The sequence below is a fragment of the Xanthomonas sp. JL1 genome (assembly GCF_038405005.1).
Genome location: NZ_JBBYGR010000068.1, coordinates 25,887 through 44,597, shown reverse-complemented (window position 1 = coordinate 44,597; position 18,711 = coordinate 25,887). Strand labels below are relative to the sequence as shown.

The following is an 18,711-nucleotide window of genomic DNA, read 5'->3' as shown; positions in this document are numbered from 1 at the left end:
TTCTCGGCCTCCAGGTCCTTGAGCCGCTTGGCATCGGGCACGCTCATGCCGCCGAACTTGCTGCGCCACAGGTAGTAGGACGCCTCACTGAAGCCATGCCGTCGGCACAGGTCCTTGATCGGCATGCCGGCCTCGGCTTCGCGCAGGAAGCCGATGATCTGCTCTTCGGAAAAACGCTTCTTCACGTCCAATCTCCTCGGGTTAGGGAATTGGACTCCAAACTGAGGTGCTACTCAAACTTGGGGGGACGTCGCCGCTGCAGCGGGCGTTTTTCGTCTGAGCGGCAAGGCCAGGCTACCGGCCCAGGCCAACAGCACGCACAAAAGGCCGCACACCACCGGACCCAACGCCATCGCCCATGCTAGCGCCTCGTGGCGACGGTCGCTGGAGTCGCAGGCACTCAACAACAGACCGATCAGTGCGCTGCCGATCGCCAGCGCCACCTGCGCGCTGGCGGTGAGGATGGCGATGCTGTTGGCCTGCTGAGCGGCCGAGTGGCTGCAGGCCAGTTCAGCATGCCGTGCCCAGACCCAGTGCCCAGCGGTGCCGGCCGCCATGCCCATGCCCAACGCGAGCGCTCCATCCAGCCACACGTGCCTGGCCGCATCCAGCGCAAACAGCAGCCCGAAGGCCGTCAGCACGACGCCGCTGGCTCCTAGGCGCCGCAAGGCGGTGGTGAGCCAGCGTGACGCCAGCGGCTGCACCAGGATCGTGCCTGCCGCATAACCGGTCAGCACCGCGCAGCTCCAGCCCGGCGAGCTGCGACCGGTTTGTGCCAGATACGGCGCGAGCTTGGTAAAGGTCGGCAGGGCCAGCGACAGCGCCGCAATCACCGATGGCGGCAGCAGACGCTGTCGTTGCCAGCGCAGCGTCGGAGCCGGCGAGGGCGCACCAGTGGTTGCCACCACATGCGTCTGCAGAGACTGCCGAAGCCACCATGCAGACAGCAGTGCGATCGCGCTGACGGTCGCCACGAAGGCCAGCGCAATCGATGCGGATGTCTGTTCGCCGGCGCGCAACAACAAGCCGATTGCCGCACTGATCGACAACGCAGCCAATCCGCTGCCGATCAGGCGCAGTGCGCTGACGCCGCGCGCGCCCCGCCAAGGCCAACGCGCCAACCCGATCAAGGTGTTCTGGGCGACATCGCCGACCGCGTAAGCGATACGGAAGGGCAGGCTGACAAGGAGCACGCAGACCAAGCGCATTGCCGGTGGCAGCAGCGGCGTCAGAAACAGCAGCGATAACGCAATCGCGGCCCAGGCAATGCCGTGCCATTGCGATCGTCCGGCCCAAGCCAGATTGGCCCCCGGGCGCCAGCGGCGCGCCGCGAAGACGCCCATCGCTGCGCTGATCAGCAGGCCGGCGGCCACTGAGAAGCCCGCCGCCACAGAACTCAGTCCAACATATTCGGTCAACGCAAAAATCAGCAGCAATTCGCCGATGTACCAGAGCAGGCTCTTGCCGAAATGCGCTGCCGCGTAGGCAAGCAATGCGGCAGACGGTAGTGCAGGAGGTAATGCGTGCGGTGGCAATGACATGCGAGTGGTTATAGCCGAGCCGCACGACAGGAAAAAGAAGGCGGCCAGTGCGGACCAGGGCATCCGCGCGCATGTTGGCGTTGGTCACGCCGCATGCAGGTCAGCATTGCAACCAGACCCGACCGCAGCGGCGGCGTCGTGACCCCGTCCTGGCGAAACCCTTACAACGTCGCGGCCAGCCGGCTCGCCTGGTTGATCGCGCGTTTGGCGTCCAGTTCGGCCGCCACATCCGCGCCACCGATCAAATGCGGCTGCTGGCCGTTGGCTTGCAGCGCGGCTAACAATGCGCGACGCGGCTCCTGCCCGGCGCATACCACCACCGTGCCGACGTCGAGCAACTGCTCGCTGCCTTCCGCGCGAATGCGCAGACCGGCATCGTCCACGCCCAGGTATTCCACGCTGCCGAGCATCTTGACGCCCTTGGCCTTGAGCGTGGCGCGGTGGATCCAGCCGGTGGTCTTGCCCAGGCGCGCACCGGGCTTGCCGGGGCTGCGCTGCAACAACCAGACCTGGCGGGCAGGGCGCGCCGGCTGCGGTTTGGTCAACGCGCCGCGTGTTTCGAAGCTCGGGTCCACGCCCCATTCGGCCATCCAGCGTTGCGGGTCCAGCGACGGCGATTCACCCGTGTGTACCAGAAATTCACCGACATCAAAGCCAATACCGCCCGCACCGATGATCGCCACCTTGTCGGCGGCCACGTGGCGGCCCAGCACGACATCGAGATAGCTCACCACCATCGGATGATCGGCGCCGGGGAAATCCACCTTGCGTGGCTCGATGCCGGTCGCCAGCACGATCTCGTCGAAGTCTTTCAGATCAGCCGCCTGCACGCGGGTACTCAAGCGCAGTTGCACGCCGGTCGCCTCGATGCGATGGCCGAAATAGCGCAAGGTCTCGTTGAATTCCTCCTTGCCCGGGATGCGTTTGGCGACATTGAATTGCCCACCGATCGCATCGCTTGCATCGAACAAGGTCACCCGGTGCCCCCGTTCTGCTGCCACTGTCGCGCAGGCCAAGCCAGCCGGGCCTGCGCCGACCACGGCGATGCGCTTGGGCGTGGTGGTCGGCGTGTAGTTGAGTTCGGTCTCGTGCGCAGCGCGTGGATTGACCAGGCAGGTGGCCAACTTGTTGTCGAAGACGTGGTCCAGGCAGGCCTGGTTGCAGGCGATGCACGTATTGATGGCGTGCGACTGCCCGGCGCGCGCCTTGTTGGTCCACTGCGGGTCGGCCAGCAGCGGGCGCGCCAGCGACACCATGTCTGCCGCACCGTCGGCCAGGAGGCGTTCGGCCACGTCCGGCATGTTGATGCGGTTGGTTGCGACCACCGGAATGCGCAGATGCGGCTTGAGCTTGGCGGTGACGCCGGCAAACGCGGCGCGCGGCACCGAAGTGGCGATGGTGGGGATGCGCGCTTCGTGCCAGCCGATACCGGAATTGATGATGGTCGCGCCGGCCGCTTCGATCGCTTGCGCCTGCGCCAGGATTTCCTGCCATTGATTGCCGTTTTCGACCAGATCCACCAGCGACAGCCGATAGATGATCATGAAATCCGGTCCACAGGCCTCGCGGATGCGCCGCACGATCTCCACGGCAAAACGCATGCGCTTGCTGGCATCGCCGCCCCACGCGTCGCTGCGCTGATTGGTGCGCGCGGCGGTGAATTCGTTGATCAGATAGCCTTCCGAGCCCATCACCTCGACGCCGTCGTAGCCGGCCTCGCGTGCCAGCCGCGCGGCGCGTGCATAGGCGACGACCTGCCGGTCCACGGCGCTGGCCGACAAGGCGCGTGGGGTAAACGGGGTGATCGGTGCCTTGAGCTTGGACGGCGCCACCGACAGCGGGTGGTAGGCATAGCGCCCGGCATGCAGCAGTTGCAGGCAGATCTTGGCCCCGTGTTCGTGGACGGCGCGGGTGACCTGGCGATGTGGGCGCACTTCCCACGGCCAGGACAACTTGCCACCGAATGGCTTGAGCCAACCCACCACGTTCGGCGAGAACCCGCCGGTGACGATCAGGCCCACGCCGCCGGCAGCGCGCTCGGCGAAATACGCCGCCAGCTTGGGGAAATCGCGCGCACGATCTTCCAGGCCTGTGTGCATCGAGCCCATCAGAACGCGGTTGCGGAGTTGGGTGAAGCCCAGGTCGAGCGGGGTGAACAGGTGCGGGAAGGGTGAGACGGACGGGCCGGTGGCGGGCGACATGATGTGGATACGCTTGCGTACGGAGTGCGCACGATGCCGTCAAACGCGGCAGGCGGCAAGTCCTCAGGCATCCAGCGCTGCCGTTGGGCGCCGCGGGGCTCGGTCAGCAATACGCCTTCGCTGCCGCCTGCACAAACCGCGCCCCGATGCGCCGGCGCTCTGCGCACCGAGGCGCAGAGCGCCGGCCAACCCTGCCCGGCCGGTGCATTACCAACCGGCCAGGACTAACTTACCGATCGTGTTGCCACTTTCCAGACGGCGGTGCGCCTCGCGCAGGTGTTGCGCATTGATCGGCGACAGCGTTTGCGTATGCGTGGTGCGCAGCTCGCCGGCATCAATCAGGCTGGCGGCCCGGTTGAGGATGCGGTGCTGCTCGACCATATCCTCGGTCGCGTAGCGCGCGCGGGTGAACATCAGTTCCCAATGGATGCCGATGCACTTGGACTTGTAGGGGTCGCCGATCGATAGCGGCCCGCGCGGCTCCACGATCAAGCCCACATGCCCCTGCGGCGCGAGCACTTCACCCAGTTGCTGCCAGTAGCGGTCGGTGTCGGCCAGATTGAGCGCTGCATCCACTGTCTCCATCCCCAGCGCCTGCAGCTGCGGTTGCAGTGGTTGGTGATGATCGATCACGTGGTGCGCGCCCATTTGACGTACCCATTCGATGCTCTCCGGCCGCGATGCGGTGGCAATCACCGTGAAGCCGGCATGCCGCGCCAACTGGATCGCGATGGAGCCCACGCCGCCAGCGCCGCCGATGATCAACAGATGCCTGCCGCGATTGCGCGCACCGTCGAAGGCAAACGGCATGCGCTGGAACAGCAGCTCCCATGCGGTCAGGGTGGTCAGCGGCAGCGCGGCCGCCTGCGCGAAGCTCAGTGAGGTCGGCTTGCATCCGGCGATGCGTGCATCCACCAGCTGGTACTGCGCGTTACTGCCTTGCCGACCGATATCGCCTGCGTAGTAGACCTCGTCGCCGACGGCGAACGCCGTGACCTCCGGGCCCACCGCCTCGACCACCCCGGCTGCGTCGTAGCCCAGGATCTTCGGCGCCTGCAGCGGCTGTGGCTTGGGCGCGCGCACCTTTGTATCGACTGGATTCACCGAGATCGCTTCCACCCGCACCAACAAGTCATACCCCGATGGCGCTGCAGGCGTCGGAAGTTCCAGGTCGAGTAACGACTCGGGGTCATCGATCGGAAGATGGCGGGTGAGGGCGACGGCTTTCATCGGGGCGCTCCGGAGCGGGAAGTTCAGGGTGCGTTGTGGAGTAAGTCGTCTGCAACCATCAACCCCACACTTCAGCTCGAACGGGGCTTGGCGTTCACCAATGTGGTTTTCGGCAGCGCTTGGAACGCTAAATATCAGTCGGTCTGGAAGCCTCTTCAGTCAGCTTAATTGGGCTGCCGTTCATGCAGGTCCGACCCCCGAATTGGATGCCCGGTCCTTTCCTTCATGAAACTGTATACGTAGTATTGCGTGGGATTGCGGGACCTGGTGATTGCTTTCACATGTTATATGACCGTTAACGCGATCTTCACCGAGGCCGGCTTAATCTGCGCCCCGATGGCTCTGGATGTGACGAGCATCTTTACCAAGAACAATGTCTCTATCGGTTTTATCTCCCAAAGAAGGAGCTGTATAAATGAACAAGAAAATTCTCACTGCCGCGTTGCTTGGCGGTCTGGCAGTTGCCCAGGCTGCTTCCGCGCAGGAGTTCGACGACCGTTGGTACCTGACCGGTAGCGCTGGCTTCAATTTCCAGGACCGCGATCGTTTGACCAATGATGCCCCGTTCGTGACCCTGGGCCTGGGCAAGTTCGTGAGCCCGAACTGGTCGATCGACGGTGAACTGAACTATCAGAACCCGAACTTCGACGCCAACCAGGATCTGAACTGGAGCCAGTACGGCATCTCGTTCGACCTGCGTCGCCACTTCATCCAGGAAGGCCGCGGCTGGAACCCCTACCTGCTGTTCGGTCTGGGCTATCAGCGTTCGGAAGAAGAATTCGACGCGACCCCGAACCCGGTGTCGCCGGGCCAGCGTAAGGACGGCAACTTTGCCGCCAAGGCTGGTGTCGGTCTGCAGACCACCTTCGACAAGCGCGTCGCCGTGCGTGCCGAGTTGGCCTATCGCGCTGACTTCAACGACCAGAGCGTCGCCGCTCCGCGCGAAAACTGGTTCGGCGACGTGCTGGCTTCGGTCGGCGTCGTGATCCCGTTGGGACCGGCTCCGTCGACCGCTCCGCCGCCGGCTCCGGCTCCGGTTGCTCCGAGCTGCGCCGATCTGGATGACGACGGTGACGGCGTCAACAACTGCGACGACAAGTGCCCGAACTCGCAGCCTGGCCAGACCATCGGTCCGGACGGTTGCCCGGTGCCTGTCTCGATCGACCTGAAGGGCGTGAACTTCGACTTCAACAAGTCGACCCTGCGTCCGGACGCGATCTCGATCCTGAGCGAAGCGACCGAAATCCTGAAGCGCTACCCCGACCTGAAGGTCGAGGTTGCCGGTCACACCGACTCGAAGGGTACCGACGCGTACAACCAGAAGCTGTCCGAGCGTCGTGCGACCACCGTGTACGACTACCTGACCAAGAACGGCGTCGATGCGTCGCGTCTGGTCGGTCCGATCGGCTACGGCAAGAGCCGTCCGATTGCTCCGAACACCAACCCGGATGGTTCCGACAATCCGGAAGGCCGTGCGAAGAACCGTCGTACCGAGTTGAACGTCCAGAACTAATTGGACCGCTAGCGTTGTTGCAGACAAAACCCGGCCTTGCGCCGGGTTTTGTCTATGCAGGCCCTGGAAAAGCGCGCTCAAGCGCTGCTGATCCTGTCTGTGTTGTCATCCCGGCACGGTTCCTGTTGAAACAGCGTTCATCGCTGCCTACACTCGCCGCGTCAAAACCACACTCATACTTGGAAGAACCCGATGCTGCGTACCGCTACGGCAGGACTGCTCTGTCTCGCTCTGATTCCCGCCGCCTACGCCGCTACGAACTGCGCTGGCAGCACGGTGTCCCAGCCACTGCCGTTGCCCGCTACCGTCGTCGCACCGGCGGCTGCCGAGTTCTACACCCGCAGCGTGCAGTTGGGTATGCCCACCGGCGTGCTGGCACAGCCCTACAGCAGCGACCAGTCGGTGGACCGCGTACTGCTGCGCCTGCGCGTGGAAGGTTGCCAGGATCTGGCCAAGGTCATTCCGCCCGGCGGCACCGTCAACCCGAACGATCCGGCGGCCTACAAGGCCAAGACGGCGTTCGACAACACCCCGTGGCGCTTCGACATGAGCCAGAACGGCAAGCGCATGACGGCAGAAGAATTCGATGCCTGGATGAAGGCGCGCGGTGTGCGCGTGGTCAAGGCACGTCCGGCCGCTGGCGCGGCACCGGCAGCGCCCGCCGCACCTGCGGCCGACGCCAAGCCGGTCGAGAATAAGTAAGCCGCGCGGTCGGGACGGCATGCCCCGGCGGCCACCGCCGGCAACGTCCCGGCAACGTCAGCGTGGTCCGGGAGCGGCAGGCGCAACGCGTGCCCACGTTGCTGCACCCGCCAATGCCGCGCCACGCCATGGGCTGGCGCGCGTGTTGTCCAAGCTCGGTGTGTGTTCGCGCACCGAGGCGGCGCGTTGGATCGCCGATGGCCGCGTCAGCGTCTCGGCACGCGTGGTGCGCGATCCCGAATTTCCAATCCGCGCCGATCAGCAATTCTCAATCACCGTCGACGGGCAGCCGCTGACAGGGCCGGCGCGTTGCTATTTGATGCTCAACAAGCCGCGCGGCGTGGTCACTACCGTGCGCGATGAGCAGGGCAGGGACACGGTCTATCGCTGTTTCGATGGTGCCGGTTTGCCGTGGATCGCCCCGGTCGGGCGCTTGGACAAGGCCAGCGAAGGCCTGCTGCTCTTCAGCAACGATCCGCAGTGGGCGGCGACGGTGACCGACCCGGCGACCGGGCCGGACAAGACCTATCACGTGCAGATCGATTGCCTGCCTAATGTCGCGCAACTGGCGCAGCTGCAGGCCGGTGTGGTCGACCCGGATCCTGAGGGCGAGGGTATGCTGTTGCGCGCCAAGCAGGTCAGCGTGCTGCGCGAAGGCGAGCGCAATGCCTGGCTGGAAATCGTGCTGGACGAAGGCCGTAATCGGCAGATCCGCCGGCTATTGGCTGCCGTGGACATCGGTGTGCTGCGGCTGATGCGCGTGGCGATCGGTCCGCTGGCGATGGGCGAGCTCGGCAAAGGCGCGTGGCGGATGCTGAGTGCCGAAGAAGTCAGGGCGTTGGTACCGGCGGCGCACGCCAGCGCGCCAGACGCGCGCTGAGCAGGGCGCTGACCACCTCGTAAGCGCGCGGGTCGCCGGCGCCGTTGGCATCGTGACGGCGGCCTTTGGCGTGATTGCAGCCGGCGCAGGCCAGCGCCAGATCGCGCGCATCGTTGGCATCGTCGCCCACCAACGCGCACAGCGCCGCCGCTGCGTGCCGCCCGAACCAGGCTTGCGGCACCACGTGTTCCAGCGTGGTGTGGCCAAGCGGCTCGCCGTCGGCGCGCACCTGCAGATGCAGGCGGCAGTGCAGGCAGCGCGTATGCCAATGACCGTCGAGCAGTTGCGCCTGCGCATCGGTCTGCGCCGCCAGCAGCAGCCGTTGGCGCAGCGCCGTGCGCATGCTCAGGCGTCGATCACCTTCAGTTCGCGCCCGATCTTGATGAATGCGGCGATCGCTTGATCCAGGTGCTCGCGCGTATGCGCCGCGCTGATCTGAGTGCGGATACGCGCTTGCCCGTTGGGTACCACCGGGAAGAAAAAACCAATGGCGTAGATGCCTTCTTCCAGCAAACGCTCGGCGAATTTTTGCGCCAGCGGTGCCTCGTACAGCATCACTGGGCTGATCGGATGCACGCCGGGTTTGACGTCGAAACCGGCGGCGGTCATGCGTGCGCGGAAATACGTGGTGTTGTCGACCAGCTGCGTGCGCAGCTCGCCGGCGGCATCCAGCATCTCGAAGGCCTTGATGCCGGCGGCCACCACGTGCGGTGGCAACGAGTTGGAGAACAGGTAGGGGCGCGAACGTTGGCGCAGCAGCTCGATCACCTCTCGCTTGGCGGTGGTGAAGCCACCGAGAGCGCCACCCATGGCCTTGCCCAGGGTGCCGGTGAAGATATCGATCTGGTCGAGTACGCCCTTGACCTCGGCCGAGCCGCGGCCGGTGGCACCGAGGAAGCCGGTGGCGTGGCATTCGTCGATATGCACCAGCGCGTTGTACTTGCGGGCCAGGGCAGTGATTTCGTCCAACGGCGCGATGAAGCCGTCCATCGAGAACACACCGTCGCTGGTGATCAGCTTGGTCTTGCAGCCGGCGGCGTCGGCGGCCTGCAACTGCGCCTCCAGGTCGACCATGTCGCAGTTGGCGTAGCGGAAGCGCTTGGCCTTGCACAGGCGCACGCCGTCGATGATGGACGCATGGTTGAGCGCGTCGGAAATGATCGCGTCGTGCTCGCCGAGCAGCGGCTCGAACAGGCCGCCGTTGGCATCGAAGCAGGCCGCGTAGAGGATGGTGTCTTCGGTACCGAAGAACTCGGCGATGGTGCGTTCGAGCTGCTTGTGCAGATCCTGGGTGCCGCAGATGAAGCGCACCGAGGCCATGCCGAAGCCGTGGCTATCCAGCGCGTCCTTGGCGGCCTGGATGATGTCCGGGTGATCGGCCAGGCCCAGATAATTGTTGGCGCAGAAATTCAGCACGCGGCGGCCATCGGCCAGGGTGATCTGGGCCGACTGCGGGCCGGTGATGATGCGCTCGGACTTGAACAGGCCCTGGGCCTGGATCGCGTCCAGTTCGGCGGCGTAATGGGCGGTCAGCGCGGCGGGAGCGGTGGTCATGGCGGTCGCAGTGGCAGAAAGAAGCGCAATGTTAACGATCACGGTGGCATACCACTACGTCATACAAAATCGGCATAAGCGGCGGCGCTGATGTCATTTCACCGCCTGCGTGACGCTGCGCAGCATGGCATGCTTGCTGTTCAGCTGTGCTCAACCGGCCAGGAGATTGTCGTGACATACCCCCGTATCCGTCTTGCTTGCCTTCTTTGCACCCTGCTGGTCCTGGCCGGCCCGGCAGGCGCACGCGAGATCGGGCTGCTTAACGTGAGCTACGACCCCACCCGCGAGTTCTACCGCGACTACAACACCGCTTTTGCCGCGCACTGGAAACAGCAGCACCCGCAGGACGCCGTCACCGTGGAAACCTCGCACGGCGGCTCGGGCAAGCAGGCGCGCGCGGTGATCGATGGCATCGAGGCCGACGTGGTGACGTTGGCGCTGGCCTACGACGTGGATGCCATCGCGCAAAAGGCCAAGCTGATCGATACCGATTGGGAAGCGCGCCTGCCCGACAACAGTGCGCCGTACACCTCGACCATTGTGTTTCTGGTGCGCAAGGGCAACCCCAAGAACATCCATGACTGGCCGGACCTGCTGCGCTCGGGCGTGTCGGTGGTGACCCCGAATCCGAAGACCTCCGGTGGCGCGCGCTGGAACTATCTGGCCGCCTGGGCGTACGCCGACCATATCTTCAAGGGCGACCGCGAGCGCACCCTGCGCTACATGCAGGCCTTGTTCCGCAATGTGCCGGTGCTGGATACCGGCGCGCGCGGCGCAACCACCACGTTCGTGCAGCGTGGGATCGGTGATGTGCTGCTGGCCTGGGAAAACGAGGCGCTGCTGGCGCGCGAGGAATTGGGCAAGGACAAGTTCGAGATCGTGGTACCGAAGTTGTCGATCCTGGCCGAGCCATCGGTGGCGCTGGTCGACAAGAACGTCGACAAGCATGGCACCCGCGAGGTGGCCGAAGCCTACCTGCGCTATCTGTACGCGCCGGAAGGCCAGAAGCTGGCAGCCAAGCATTTCTATCGCCCGCGGCATCCGGAATTTGCCGACCCCGCCGACATGGCGCGTTTCCCGGATATCCAGCTGGTGACCATCCAGCAGGCGTTTGGCTCTTGGGACAAGGCGCAACAGGAGCACTTCGCCGACGGTGGTGTGTTCGACCAGATCCAGGCCAACAAGTAGGCGATGGCGATGTCGGTTGCACCCCACTCAGCGCCGTCATCGCGCCGACGCGTGATGCCGGGGCTGGGCCTGAGTTTGGGTATCACCCTGACCTGGCTTGGCCTGATCGTGCTGATCCCGCTGCTGGGGATCTTTATCAAGACCAGCGGCCTGGGTTGGGAGGGTCTGTGGCGGATATGGAGCGAGCCGCGCGTGCTGTCGGCATTGCGGGTGAGCTTCGGTACGGCGCTTGCGGCTGGCGCTTTCAATGCGGTGATGGGCACGTGGGTGGCGTGGGTGTTCGTGCGCTACCAGTTTCCGGGCAAGCGCTTCCTGGATGCGGTGATCGATCTGCCGTTTGCGTTGCCGACGGCGGTGGCCGGCATTGCGCTGACCGCGCTGTATGGCGGCAAGGGTTGGGTCGGCCGCTGGCTGGAAGCAATCGGTATCAAGGTGGCTTACACGCAGCTGGGCATCGTGCTGGCGCTGGTGTTCGTCGGCTTACCGTTCGTGGTGCGCGTGGTGCAGCCGGTGCTGGCCGAGAGCGATCGCGAAGTAGAGGCTGCCGCTGCCACATTGGGCGCCTCGCGCTGGCAAACGGTATGGCGGGTAGTGCTGCCAGGCGTGTGGCCAGCGGTCCTGACCGGATTCGCGCTGGCGTTCGCACGTGGCGTGGGTGAGTACGGTTCGGTGATCTTCATCGCCGGCAACTTGCCCAATTCCACCGAGATCGCGCCGCTGCTGATCACCATCCGGCTGGAAGAGTTCGACTATGCGGGCGCGACTGCCATTGCCGCGGCGATGTTATTACTGTCATTCGTCATTTTGCTGGTGGTCAATACCTTGCAGGCACGCCTGCTGCAGTATCAACGGAGGCCCGCATGAGCGATGCTGTTTCCTCGCTGCCCTCCATGTTGCCGACCCATGCCATGACCAGGCAGGCGCGTCGCATCACCGAGTCGGCCAGCAACGAGCCGCGTTGGGTGCAATGGCTGATGATGTTCGGCGCGGTACTCTTTTTGTTGGCGTTTTTGCTGCTGCCGCTGGTGCTGGTGTTTGCCGAGGCGTTGCGTGGCGGTTGGGAGACCTTCCTGCGCGTAGTGGTCGACCCGGACGCGTTGTCGGCGATCAAGCTGACCTTGCTGGTGACGGCGATCGTGCTGCCATTGAATCTGATATTCGGCGTGGCCGCTGCGTGGGCCATCAGCAAGCACCAGTTCTGGGGCAAACGTCTGCTGGTCAGCCTGATCGACCTGCCGTTTTCGGTGTCGCCGGTGGTGGCGGGCTTGATCTTCGTGCTGATCTTCGGCCGCAGCGGCTGGGCCTGGCCATTGATCGACGAAGGCTGGCATGTGCAGTTGCCGGCGCTGGGCGAATGTGTGATCCAGCTGCCGCGGATCGTGTTCGCGTTGCCGGGCATCGTGCTGGCGACCACGTTCGTGACCTTCCCCTTCATCGCGCGCGAACTGATGCCGCTGATGGAGCAGCAGGGCAGCGACGAAGAACTGGCGGCACTGAGTCTGGGCGCGAACGGCTGGCAGATGTTCTGGCGAGTGACGCTGCCCAATATCCGTTGGGGCCTGTTGTATGGCGTGCTGCTGTGTGCGGCGCGTGCGATGGGCGAATTCGGCGCTGTGTCGGTGGTGTCCGGGCATATCCGTGGACGCACCAACACGCTGCCGCTGCATGTGGAAATTCTCTACAACGAATATGCCTACAGCGCCGCATTCGCCTGCGCCTCGCTGCTGGCACTGACCGCGCTGCTGACCTTGGCGCTGAAGACGTATCTGGAATGGCGGCACGGCGATTCGCTGGCCGCCAACCACCGCCACTGAGGTGACCATGGGCATCCGCATCCACCATCTGCGCAAGCAGTTCGAGACCTTTACCGCGCTGGACGACATCACCCTGGATGTGCGCCAGGGCGAGTTGCTGGCGTTGCTCGGACCCTCCGGCTCGGGCAAGACCACGCTGCTGCGCATCATGGCCGGGCTGGAGCATGCAGATGGCGGGCAGGTGCTGTTCGGCGATGAAGATGCCACCCGCATGAGCGTGCAATCGCGTCGGGTCGGCTTCGTGTTCCAGCATTACGCACTGTTCAAGCATATGGACGTGTTCGAGAACATCGCGTTCGGCTTGCGCGTACGCCGCGGCAACGAGCGTTGGGCCGAAGCGCGCATCCGTGCACGCGTGGAGGAACTGCTGGCGCTGGTGCAGCTGCAGGGTCTGGAACAGCGTTATCCCACCCAGCTCTCCGGCGGCCAGCGGCAGCGCGTGGCGTTGGCGCGTGCGCTGGCAATCGAGCCGTGCGTGTTGTTGCTCGACGAGCCGTTCGGCGCGCTGGATGCGCAAGTGCGCCGCGATCTGCGCCGCTGGCTCCGCGAGCTGCATGAACGCACCGGCCTGACCACGGTATTCGTCACCCACGATCAGGAAGAAGCGCTGGAACTGGCCGATCGGGTGGCCATCCTCAACCGCGGCCGCATCGAGCAGCTCGACACACCGGCAATGATCTACGACAAGCCGGCCTCGCCTTTCGTGTATTCGTTCGTTGGGGCAGTGAACCGGATCCCCGGGGTGCTGGCGCAGGGCCAGATCCAGGTGGCTGGGCACGCACTTCCCTTGGCCAATGCCGCGCTGGCTGCAGGGCCGGTGGAGGTGTACGTGCGGCCGGAAGATCTGGTGCCCGATGAGGCCGGCTGGCCGGCGACGGTGGCGTGGTCGCAGCGCAGCGGGGCACGCCTGCGTCTACGCGCAACGCTGGAGCCGGCAGGCAACGAAGTGGAAGTGGAACTGCCTGCCTCGGCCGGTAGCTTTCAGCCAGGGCAACAGTTGCGGCTGGCGGCGCGGCAGTACGGGGTCTTTCCTGCCGTTTGATCGTCAGCGATGCTCTCCCGCGCATGGGCGAGGATACCCGCCGTGCGAATGGGTGAAGCGCTTGGCTCGACCAGCAGACGGGCGCAAGCGGCGACGATACCGGAACCTGGCGGACTGCGGTCTGGCCTGACATGGTGTAGGGGAATGCGGCGATGCAGACTGCGTCTCAAGAAGCGGTTTCTGGCGTCGATGACGTTGCCGGTAGCACTCCTATCGGCCTCTGACGCGCCGAAGGTGTGCGCTGTGTCAAGCGAGCGATACTTTTATGTTGTGCTGCTATGGCATTCCAACTATGAAGTGAAGGCAATTCCGATTCGCGCGATTCGATCACCCATCGCTCTAGGAGATGCCCGATGAAGATGTCTACGCTTGCTTGTTGTCTCTTGCTGTCGCTGAGTGCCGCGCCGTTGGCGCAGGCGCAGGAAGAGGAAGCCCCCCTGTCGCCGTTCACCGGCACCTTTGCAGTCACCAGCGACTACGTGTTCCGCGGTGTGTCCCAGACCAACGGGGATCCTGCATTCCAGGCCGGGCTGACCTACAAGCATCCTTCCGGCTTCTACGTGGCCGCCTGGACATCCAACGTCGATCCCGGCGAAGGCGATCCGGATTGGGAAGTGGATACCACGGTCGGCTATGGTGTCGAACTGGGCAAGCAGTGGGACCTCGATGTCGCGGTCACCCGCTACAACTATCCGGGCGCGGGCAAGACGAACTACAACGAACTGGTCACCAAGACGACGTTCCTGAAGACCTACAGCCTCACCGTCGGATACACCAACGATCTGTACGGCACCAAGACCGACGGCTATTACTATGCGCTGGATGCCAACTGGCCGTTGCCGCACAAGTTCAGCATCGGTGCGCATGTCGGGCACACCCGCTACACATCGGCGCTGAAGCAGGTGGATCACGACTACAACGATTACGCGATCACCGTCGGCAAGAGCTTTGGCCCGCTTGCGTTGAACATCGGCTACTACGACACCAGCGAGCCTGCCGAATTCGGTTTCGGTCGTCCTAATACCGAAGGCCGGACCGTCGCCACCGCCACGGTGACCTGGCCGTGACACGGCTGCACTGAGCGAACACGCAAAAGGCGCCCTCGGGCGCCTTTTGCGTTCAAGCGGTTTGTGCGGTCAATTCCAGCTCAGCACGACCTTGCCGGCCTTGCCTGCTTCCATCAGGTCGAAGCCCTTCTGGAAATCGTCGATCGGCAGCTGATGGGTCAGCACCTTGTGCAGCGGAAAACCCGACAGCACCAGCTGCGTCATCTTGTACCAGGTCTCGTACATCTTGCGGCCGTAGATGCCCTGCACGGTGAGGCCCTTGAAGATGATCTTGTCCCAGTCGCAACCGGCGCCGCGCGGCATGATGCCGAGCATGGCGATCTTGCCGCCGTGGTACATGCAATCGAGCATGTCGTTGAACGCGCGCGGGTTGCCGCTCATTTCCAGGCCCACGTCGAAGCCTTCCATGTGCAGGTCGGCCATGACGTCCTTGAGCGAGGTCTTTGACACGTTGACCACGCGCGTGGCACCCATATCGGCGGCCAGCTTGAGACGGAAATCATTGACATCGGTGACCACCACATTGCGCGCACCGATATGCTTGCAGATGCCGGCCGCAATGATGCCGATCGGGCCGGCGCCGGTGATCAGTACGTCCTCGCCGATGACGTCGAATTCCAGCGCGCAATGCGCGGCATTGCCGTAGGGGTCGAAGAATGCCGCCAACTCGGACGGAATCTGGTCCGGGATCGGCCACAGGTTGCTGGCCGGCATCACCATGTATTCGGCGAAGGCACCATTGACGTTGACGCCGATGCCCATGGTGTTGGGGCACAGGTGCGGGCGGCCGCCACGGCAGTTGCGGCAATGGCCGCACACGATGTGGCCTTCGGCCGACACCCGTTGACCGACCTGATAGCCGGTCACTGCCGAACCGAGCTCGGCCACGCGACCGACGAATTCATGGCCGATGGTCAGGCCCGGCTTGATCGTGCGCTGGCTCCACTCGTCCCACAGGTAGATGTGCAGATCGGTGCCGCAAATGGCGGTCTTTTCCAGCTTGATCAGCACCTCGTTGGGGCCGGGCGTCGGCACTGGCACCTGTTCCAGCCAGATGCCCTTGTTCGTTTCGCGCTTGACCAGCGCCTTCATCGTCTGCGCCATCTGGCGGAACCTGCTGAGTGAACGTAAGCCGGCGATTATAGGCGTCGCGGCCTCTATGCCATGCGGCGGTGCAATGATGCCGCCCTGGATCCACGGTAGGGCAGGGCCGATCTGGCCCGTGCCCGTTGAGACGACGTTGGCACCTCAGCACAGGATGAGAGCCGCCGCCCACACCTGTCGCCGCCTGCGCGGGTAGCGCGTTCGCCAAACATCGCAGGCGTGAGTCATCGGCGCCTGCATCGCTCCAATGCCCTTGCTCCGCGCTACGGCCCCATCGACGGCGCGGCAGCGCTGGCTTGGATGCATGGCGCGCAGCCTGGTCTTTTTGGCCCGGCAGGCGCAAGGAGCAGGCAGCGGGGCCAGAGCAGCTAAAAAACCACTGCACCGTCGCCATGCGGGCGCGCCCGCCACTCCGAATCGGCGTGTACCACGCGTACATTCCGGTGGTGAGCGCGCCGTCCATGGCCATCTGCCCGCTGCTCGCGACGTTGCTCGGCCGCGCTTAGAACTTCACATCCAGACTCATGAAGTACTGCCGTGGGGCGCCGACCACCATGGTCTGGTTGTAGCCATCCGGATCGGAGGCGACATAGCCGTTGGTGCCGGTGCTGGCGAAGTAGCGCTTGTCGGTGAGGTTACTGACGTTGAGCGCCAGGGCGACATCCGCCACGCCGCCGACGCGGCCGAAGTCGTACCGCGCGCCGGCATTCAACAGCCAGTACGACGGCACCTGCGAGTCGTTGAGGAACGTGATGTAGCGCTTGTCCACGTACTTGCCATCCAGATCCAGACGCAGATTGCCGATCTGGTAGCTGGCGCTGGAAGAGAACATCAACGCCGGGATGCCGACCACATCCTTGCCGGATGTCGCGACCACACCGTTGTTGAGGTAATTGTCCTGGTAACGCGAGCGGTTCCAGGAGAGCGAGTTCAACCAGCTCAAGCCTTCGGTCGGGTGCCACATCAGTGCCAGATCCGCACCGGCGCTATGCACTGCGCCGATGTTGCTGAGGATCGCGGCGCAGGTCTGCACCGCGGTGCACGGCGAGGTGGTCAGCAGGCGATTGGAGAACCTGGTGAAGTAGGCATCGGCCGACAGCTGGAACTGCGCATCCTGCACGCGATAGCCCACCTGCACGGTCTGCGATTCTTCCGGCTCCAGCGTGGAGCGGCTGCGGTCGAAGGCGGCCTGCGAGGTGGCGAACGGGGTGAAGCCGAAGGCGGCGATGTTCTTGCTAAAGGACGCGTAGAGGTCCTGGCGCTCGTCGAGTTTGTAGTTCACGCCCACCTGCGGCAGGAAATGATCTTCGGCGGGAATGCGGCCTTGCGCCAGTGCGGTGGTCGGCACCAGCGATTGCGCGCGCGTGGTGGTACTGAGCGCTTTTGCGCCGTAATTCAGCGTAAGGCGATCGTCGAGCAGGCGCACGGTGTCCTGCAGATACAGCATGCGCGTCTGCGTGGTGTAGCGCTGCAGGAAATCGCGGCGGAACGGGATCTGTGCTTCGTAAACGTTGTACAGCGAGGTCTGCCCCTCGTTGCCAAGCGCGAAGTAATTGCGGCCCTGCGAGGTGCGCGCGTTCTCTGCCCAGGCGCCCACTTCCAGGTCGTGATTACCCCATGACCATTTCAATGCGCTGGTGCCGCCGAAGCGATCCAGGCGGTAGTCGGTGGTGCGCATCGACAATGGAATGTCTGCGGAGGTGCGCACGTACGGCGTCACCCATTGGCCTTCGCCACGATTACCGTGGTAGTACCCACTGCCATCGAGCGTGGCGCCGCCAAACACGAACGTGCCCGACAAGCCCGCCAGGTTGTCGCGACGCAAGCCGCCGCCGGCGTAATACATGGCATCGAGCCAGCTGTAGTCGCTGGGCAGGCCGGCCAGCGATTGCGGGTAGCCGTTCGCCACGCCGCTGGTGGCGCCGGTGTTCTGATACGCGCGTGCCATCTGCACGGCGGTGGCCCAATCCGGCTGCAGGTAATCGTAGTCCCAGCCAAGCGCGCGCTGGCTGGTCAACGACAGATCCATGTAGTCGTATTCCTTGCGCCGCGAGGTATCCACGAACAGGCTCAGACGGTTGCCGTCGCCCCATTGGTATACCGTCTTGAGATTGGCCTGCTCGGATGTTTGATCGCCGTCGCCCTTCCACTTGTCGGTGCTGGCATTGGCGTAAGACAGATATGCCGACAGCCCATCGCGATCGCCGGTGTCAGCGCGCACGAAGGTACGCCGCGTTGCGTCGCTGCCCATCGTCTGTACCAACCGCGCACCCGGGGTGGTCTGCGGATCGGCCGAGTAGAACTGCATCGTGCCGCCGAGATTGGTGTTGGACGCTGTGCCAAGTGCGCCGGCGCCTTGCGCAATCTCCACCGAACCGAGGTTTTCCGAAATGATGGCGCGCGTGATGTGCAAGCCATTGGTCACGCCGTAGCTCATGTTGCCGAGCGGAATGCCGTCGAGCGTATGACCCAGGCGGCTTTGATCGAAGCCATGCAAGGTGACCTGTGTGGACCACTCGTACGTGCCAAACGGATCGGCCGACTGGAACTGCACGCCCGGTAGTTTCTCCACCGCCTTGAATGCGCTGCTGCCGGGTGTCAGCTGCTCGATATCCTGCCGGCTGATGCGCTGCACCTGGCGCGTGCTGCCTTGCGATACCACATTGATTGCATCCAGCTGCGTGGCATTGGTGGCGGCATCGGCGGGCGCCGCTGCTTCCGCTGCAGGAGCAACAGTAAACGGTTCGGCCGGCGACGCGGCCTGCGCGACGACGGGAAGCAGCGTTGCCAGGGCGAGCGCCAGCGGAGTGACATGAAAGCGACGAGTGGAAATCATGGGGGGGAGTCCTGTTCGGGCACGGCTGAGAGCGGACGC

The 18,711-nt window shown here is 64.4% G+C and carries 16 protein-coding genes; 8 read left to right on the top strand and 8 right to left on the bottom strand.

What is annotated here, in order from left to right; genetic code table 11:
- The 4 genes from WJW29_RS15730 to WJW29_RS15715 all read right to left on the bottom strand — a co-directional run.
- The coding region (locus WJW29_RS15730; RefSeq protein ID WP_143679512.1) for a transposase at positions 1 to 185 on the bottom strand (185 nt) is incomplete at its 3' end.
- 48 nt (positions 186 to 233) lie between these two features.
- Positions 234 to 1,541 (bottom strand): MFS transporter, encoded by a 1,308-nt coding sequence (locus WJW29_RS15725; RefSeq protein WP_041182257.1) that lies wholly within the window; start codon positions 1,539 to 1,541, stop codon positions 234 to 236.
- 161 nt (positions 1,542 to 1,702) lie between these two features.
- Positions 1,703 to 3,742: an NADPH-dependent 2,4-dienoyl-CoA reductase gene (locus WJW29_RS15720; protein WP_011260130.1), complete on the bottom strand. Its 2,040-nt coding sequence runs from the start codon at positions 3,740 to 3,742 to the stop codon at positions 1,703 to 1,705.
- 207 nt (positions 3,743 to 3,949) lie between these two features.
- Positions 3,950 to 4,972: a zinc-binding alcohol dehydrogenase family protein gene (locus tag WJW29_RS15715; RefSeq protein ID WP_011260129.1), complete on the bottom strand. Its 1,023-nt coding sequence runs from the start codon at positions 4,970 to 4,972 to the stop codon at positions 3,950 to 3,952.
- A gap of 415 nt (positions 4,973 to 5,387) precedes the next feature.
- Between WJW29_RS15715 and WJW29_RS15710 the strand changes: the two genes are divergently transcribed.
- The 3 genes from WJW29_RS15710 (at position 5,388) to WJW29_RS15700 (ending at position 8,067) form a co-directional block, all read left to right on the top strand.
- On the top strand, positions 5,388 to 6,485 hold the full coding sequence (locus WJW29_RS15710) for an OmpA family protein (protein WP_011409308.1): 1,098 nt from the start codon (positions 5,388 to 5,390) through the stop codon (positions 6,483 to 6,485).
- Between the two features lie 192 nt (positions 6,486 to 6,677).
- On the top strand, positions 6,678 to 7,187 hold the full coding sequence (locus tag WJW29_RS15705; protein WP_011260127.1) for a hypothetical protein: 510 nt from the start codon (positions 6,678 to 6,680) through the stop codon (positions 7,185 to 7,187).
- A gap of 19 nt (positions 7,188 to 7,206) precedes the next feature.
- On the top strand, positions 7,207 to 8,067 hold the full coding sequence (locus WJW29_RS15700) for a pseudouridine synthase (RefSeq protein WP_011260126.1): 861 nt from the start codon (positions 7,207 to 7,209) through the stop codon (positions 8,065 to 8,067).
- Here WJW29_RS15700 and WJW29_RS15695 read toward each other — a convergent pair.
- Both WJW29_RS15695 and kbl read right to left on the bottom strand, forming a co-directional pair.
- Complete coding sequence (locus tag WJW29_RS15695) at positions 8,018 to 8,410, bottom strand: hypothetical protein (RefSeq protein WP_011409307.1); 393 nt, start codon at positions 8,408 to 8,410, stop codon at positions 8,018 to 8,020. The genes WJW29_RS15700 and WJW29_RS15695 overlap by 50 nt on opposite strands.
- A gap of 2 nt (positions 8,411 to 8,412) precedes the next feature.
- Positions 8,413 to 9,621, bottom strand: coding sequence for a glycine C-acetyltransferase (gene kbl / locus WJW29_RS15690; RefSeq protein WP_011260125.1), 1,209 nt, complete (start codon positions 9,619 to 9,621; stop codon positions 8,413 to 8,415).
- Positions 9,622 to 9,711: 90 nt separating this feature from the next.
- Here kbl and WJW29_RS15685 point away from each other — a divergent pair, with 90 nt between their 5' ends.
- From WJW29_RS15685 to WJW29_RS15665, 5 genes are all read left to right on the top strand, one after another.
- Positions 9,712 to 10,809, top strand: a complete 1,098-nt coding sequence (locus WJW29_RS15685; RefSeq protein WP_011260124.1) for a sulfate ABC transporter substrate-binding protein — start codon at positions 9,712 to 9,714, stop codon at positions 10,807 to 10,809.
- Between the two features lie 3 nt (positions 10,810 to 10,812).
- Entirely contained in the window at positions 10,813 to 11,673 is an 861-nt protein-coding gene (gene cysT / locus WJW29_RS15680; protein ID WP_011260123.1) for a sulfate ABC transporter permease subunit CysT, read from the top strand.
- Positions 11,670 to 12,623 (top strand): sulfate ABC transporter permease subunit CysW, encoded by a 954-nt coding sequence (gene cysW / locus WJW29_RS15675; RefSeq protein WP_011260122.1) that lies wholly within the window; start codon positions 11,670 to 11,672, stop codon positions 12,621 to 12,623. The genes cysT and cysW overlap by 4 nt, the downstream gene beginning before the upstream one ends.
- Before the next feature lie 7 nt (positions 12,624 to 12,630).
- Positions 12,631 to 13,665, top strand: coding sequence for a sulfate/molybdate ABC transporter ATP-binding protein (locus tag WJW29_RS15670; RefSeq protein WP_027703808.1), 1,035 nt, complete (start codon positions 12,631 to 12,633; stop codon positions 13,663 to 13,665).
- A gap of 353 nt (positions 13,666 to 14,018) precedes the next feature.
- Positions 14,019 to 14,732: a TorF family putative porin gene (locus WJW29_RS15665; protein ID WP_011260120.1), complete on the top strand. Its 714-nt coding sequence runs from the start codon at positions 14,019 to 14,021 to the stop codon at positions 14,730 to 14,732.
- A 69-nt stretch (positions 14,733 to 14,801) separates the two neighbouring features.
- On the opposite strand, the gene tdh is transcribed toward WJW29_RS15665, so the two are convergent.
- Both tdh and WJW29_RS15655 read right to left on the bottom strand, forming a co-directional pair.
- The gene (tdh, locus tag WJW29_RS15660) at positions 14,802 to 15,836 is read right to left on the bottom strand and encodes an L-threonine 3-dehydrogenase (protein WP_011260119.1); all 1,035 of its coding nucleotides are present in this window, start codon (positions 15,834 to 15,836) and stop codon (positions 14,802 to 14,804) included.
- Between the two features lie 502 nt (positions 15,837 to 16,338).
- Positions 16,339 to 18,672, bottom strand: coding sequence for a TonB-dependent receptor (locus WJW29_RS15655; protein ID WP_012445964.1), 2,334 nt, complete (start codon positions 18,670 to 18,672; stop codon positions 16,339 to 16,341).
- Between the last annotated feature and the right edge of the window lie 39 nt (positions 18,673 to 18,711).

Coding starts and splice junctions, on each gene's coding strand:
- WJW29_RS15725 (WP_041182257.1), bottom strand. CDS start 1,541: ATGTCATTGCCACCGCACGCATTACCTCCTGCACTACCGTCTGCCGCA.
- WJW29_RS15720 (WP_011260130.1), bottom strand. CDS start 3,742: ATGTCGCCCGCCACCGGCCCGTCCGTCTCACCCTTCCCGCACCTGTTC.
- WJW29_RS15715 (WP_011260129.1), bottom strand. CDS start 4,972: ATGAAAGCCGTCGCCCTCACCCGCCATCTTCCGATCGATGACCCCGAG.
- WJW29_RS15710 (WP_011409308.1), top strand. CDS start 5,388: ATGAACAAGAAAATTCTCACTGCCGCGTTGCTTGGCGGTCTGGCAGTT.
- WJW29_RS15705 (WP_011260127.1), top strand. CDS start 6,678: ATGCTGCGTACCGCTACGGCAGGACTGCTCTGTCTCGCTCTGATTCCC.
- WJW29_RS15700 (WP_011260126.1), top strand. CDS start 7,207: ATGCCCCGGCGGCCACCGCCGGCAACGTCCCGGCAACGTCAGCGTGGT.
- WJW29_RS15695 (WP_011409307.1), bottom strand. CDS start 8,410: ATGCGCACGGCGCTGCGCCAACGGCTGCTGCTGGCGGCGCAGACCGAT.
- kbl (WP_011260125.1), bottom strand. CDS start 9,621: ATGACCACCGCTCCCGCCGCGCTGACCGCCCATTACGCCGCCGAACTG.
- WJW29_RS15685 (WP_011260124.1), top strand. CDS start 9,712: ATGTCATTTCACCGCCTGCGTGACGCTGCGCAGCATGGCATGCTTGCT.
- cysT (WP_011260123.1), top strand. CDS start 10,813: ATGGCGATGTCGGTTGCACCCCACTCAGCGCCGTCATCGCGCCGACGC.
- cysW (WP_011260122.1), top strand. CDS start 11,670: ATGAGCGATGCTGTTTCCTCGCTGCCCTCCATGTTGCCGACCCATGCC.
- WJW29_RS15670 (WP_027703808.1), top strand. CDS start 12,631: ATGGGCATCCGCATCCACCATCTGCGCAAGCAGTTCGAGACCTTTACC.
- WJW29_RS15665 (WP_011260120.1), top strand. CDS start 14,019: ATGAAGATGTCTACGCTTGCTTGTTGTCTCTTGCTGTCGCTGAGTGCC.
- tdh (WP_011260119.1), bottom strand. CDS start 15,836: ATGGCGCAGACGATGAAGGCGCTGGTCAAGCGCGAAACGAACAAGGGC.
- WJW29_RS15655 (WP_012445964.1), bottom strand. CDS start 18,672: ATGATTTCCACTCGTCGCTTTCATGTCACTCCGCTGGCGCTCGCCCTG.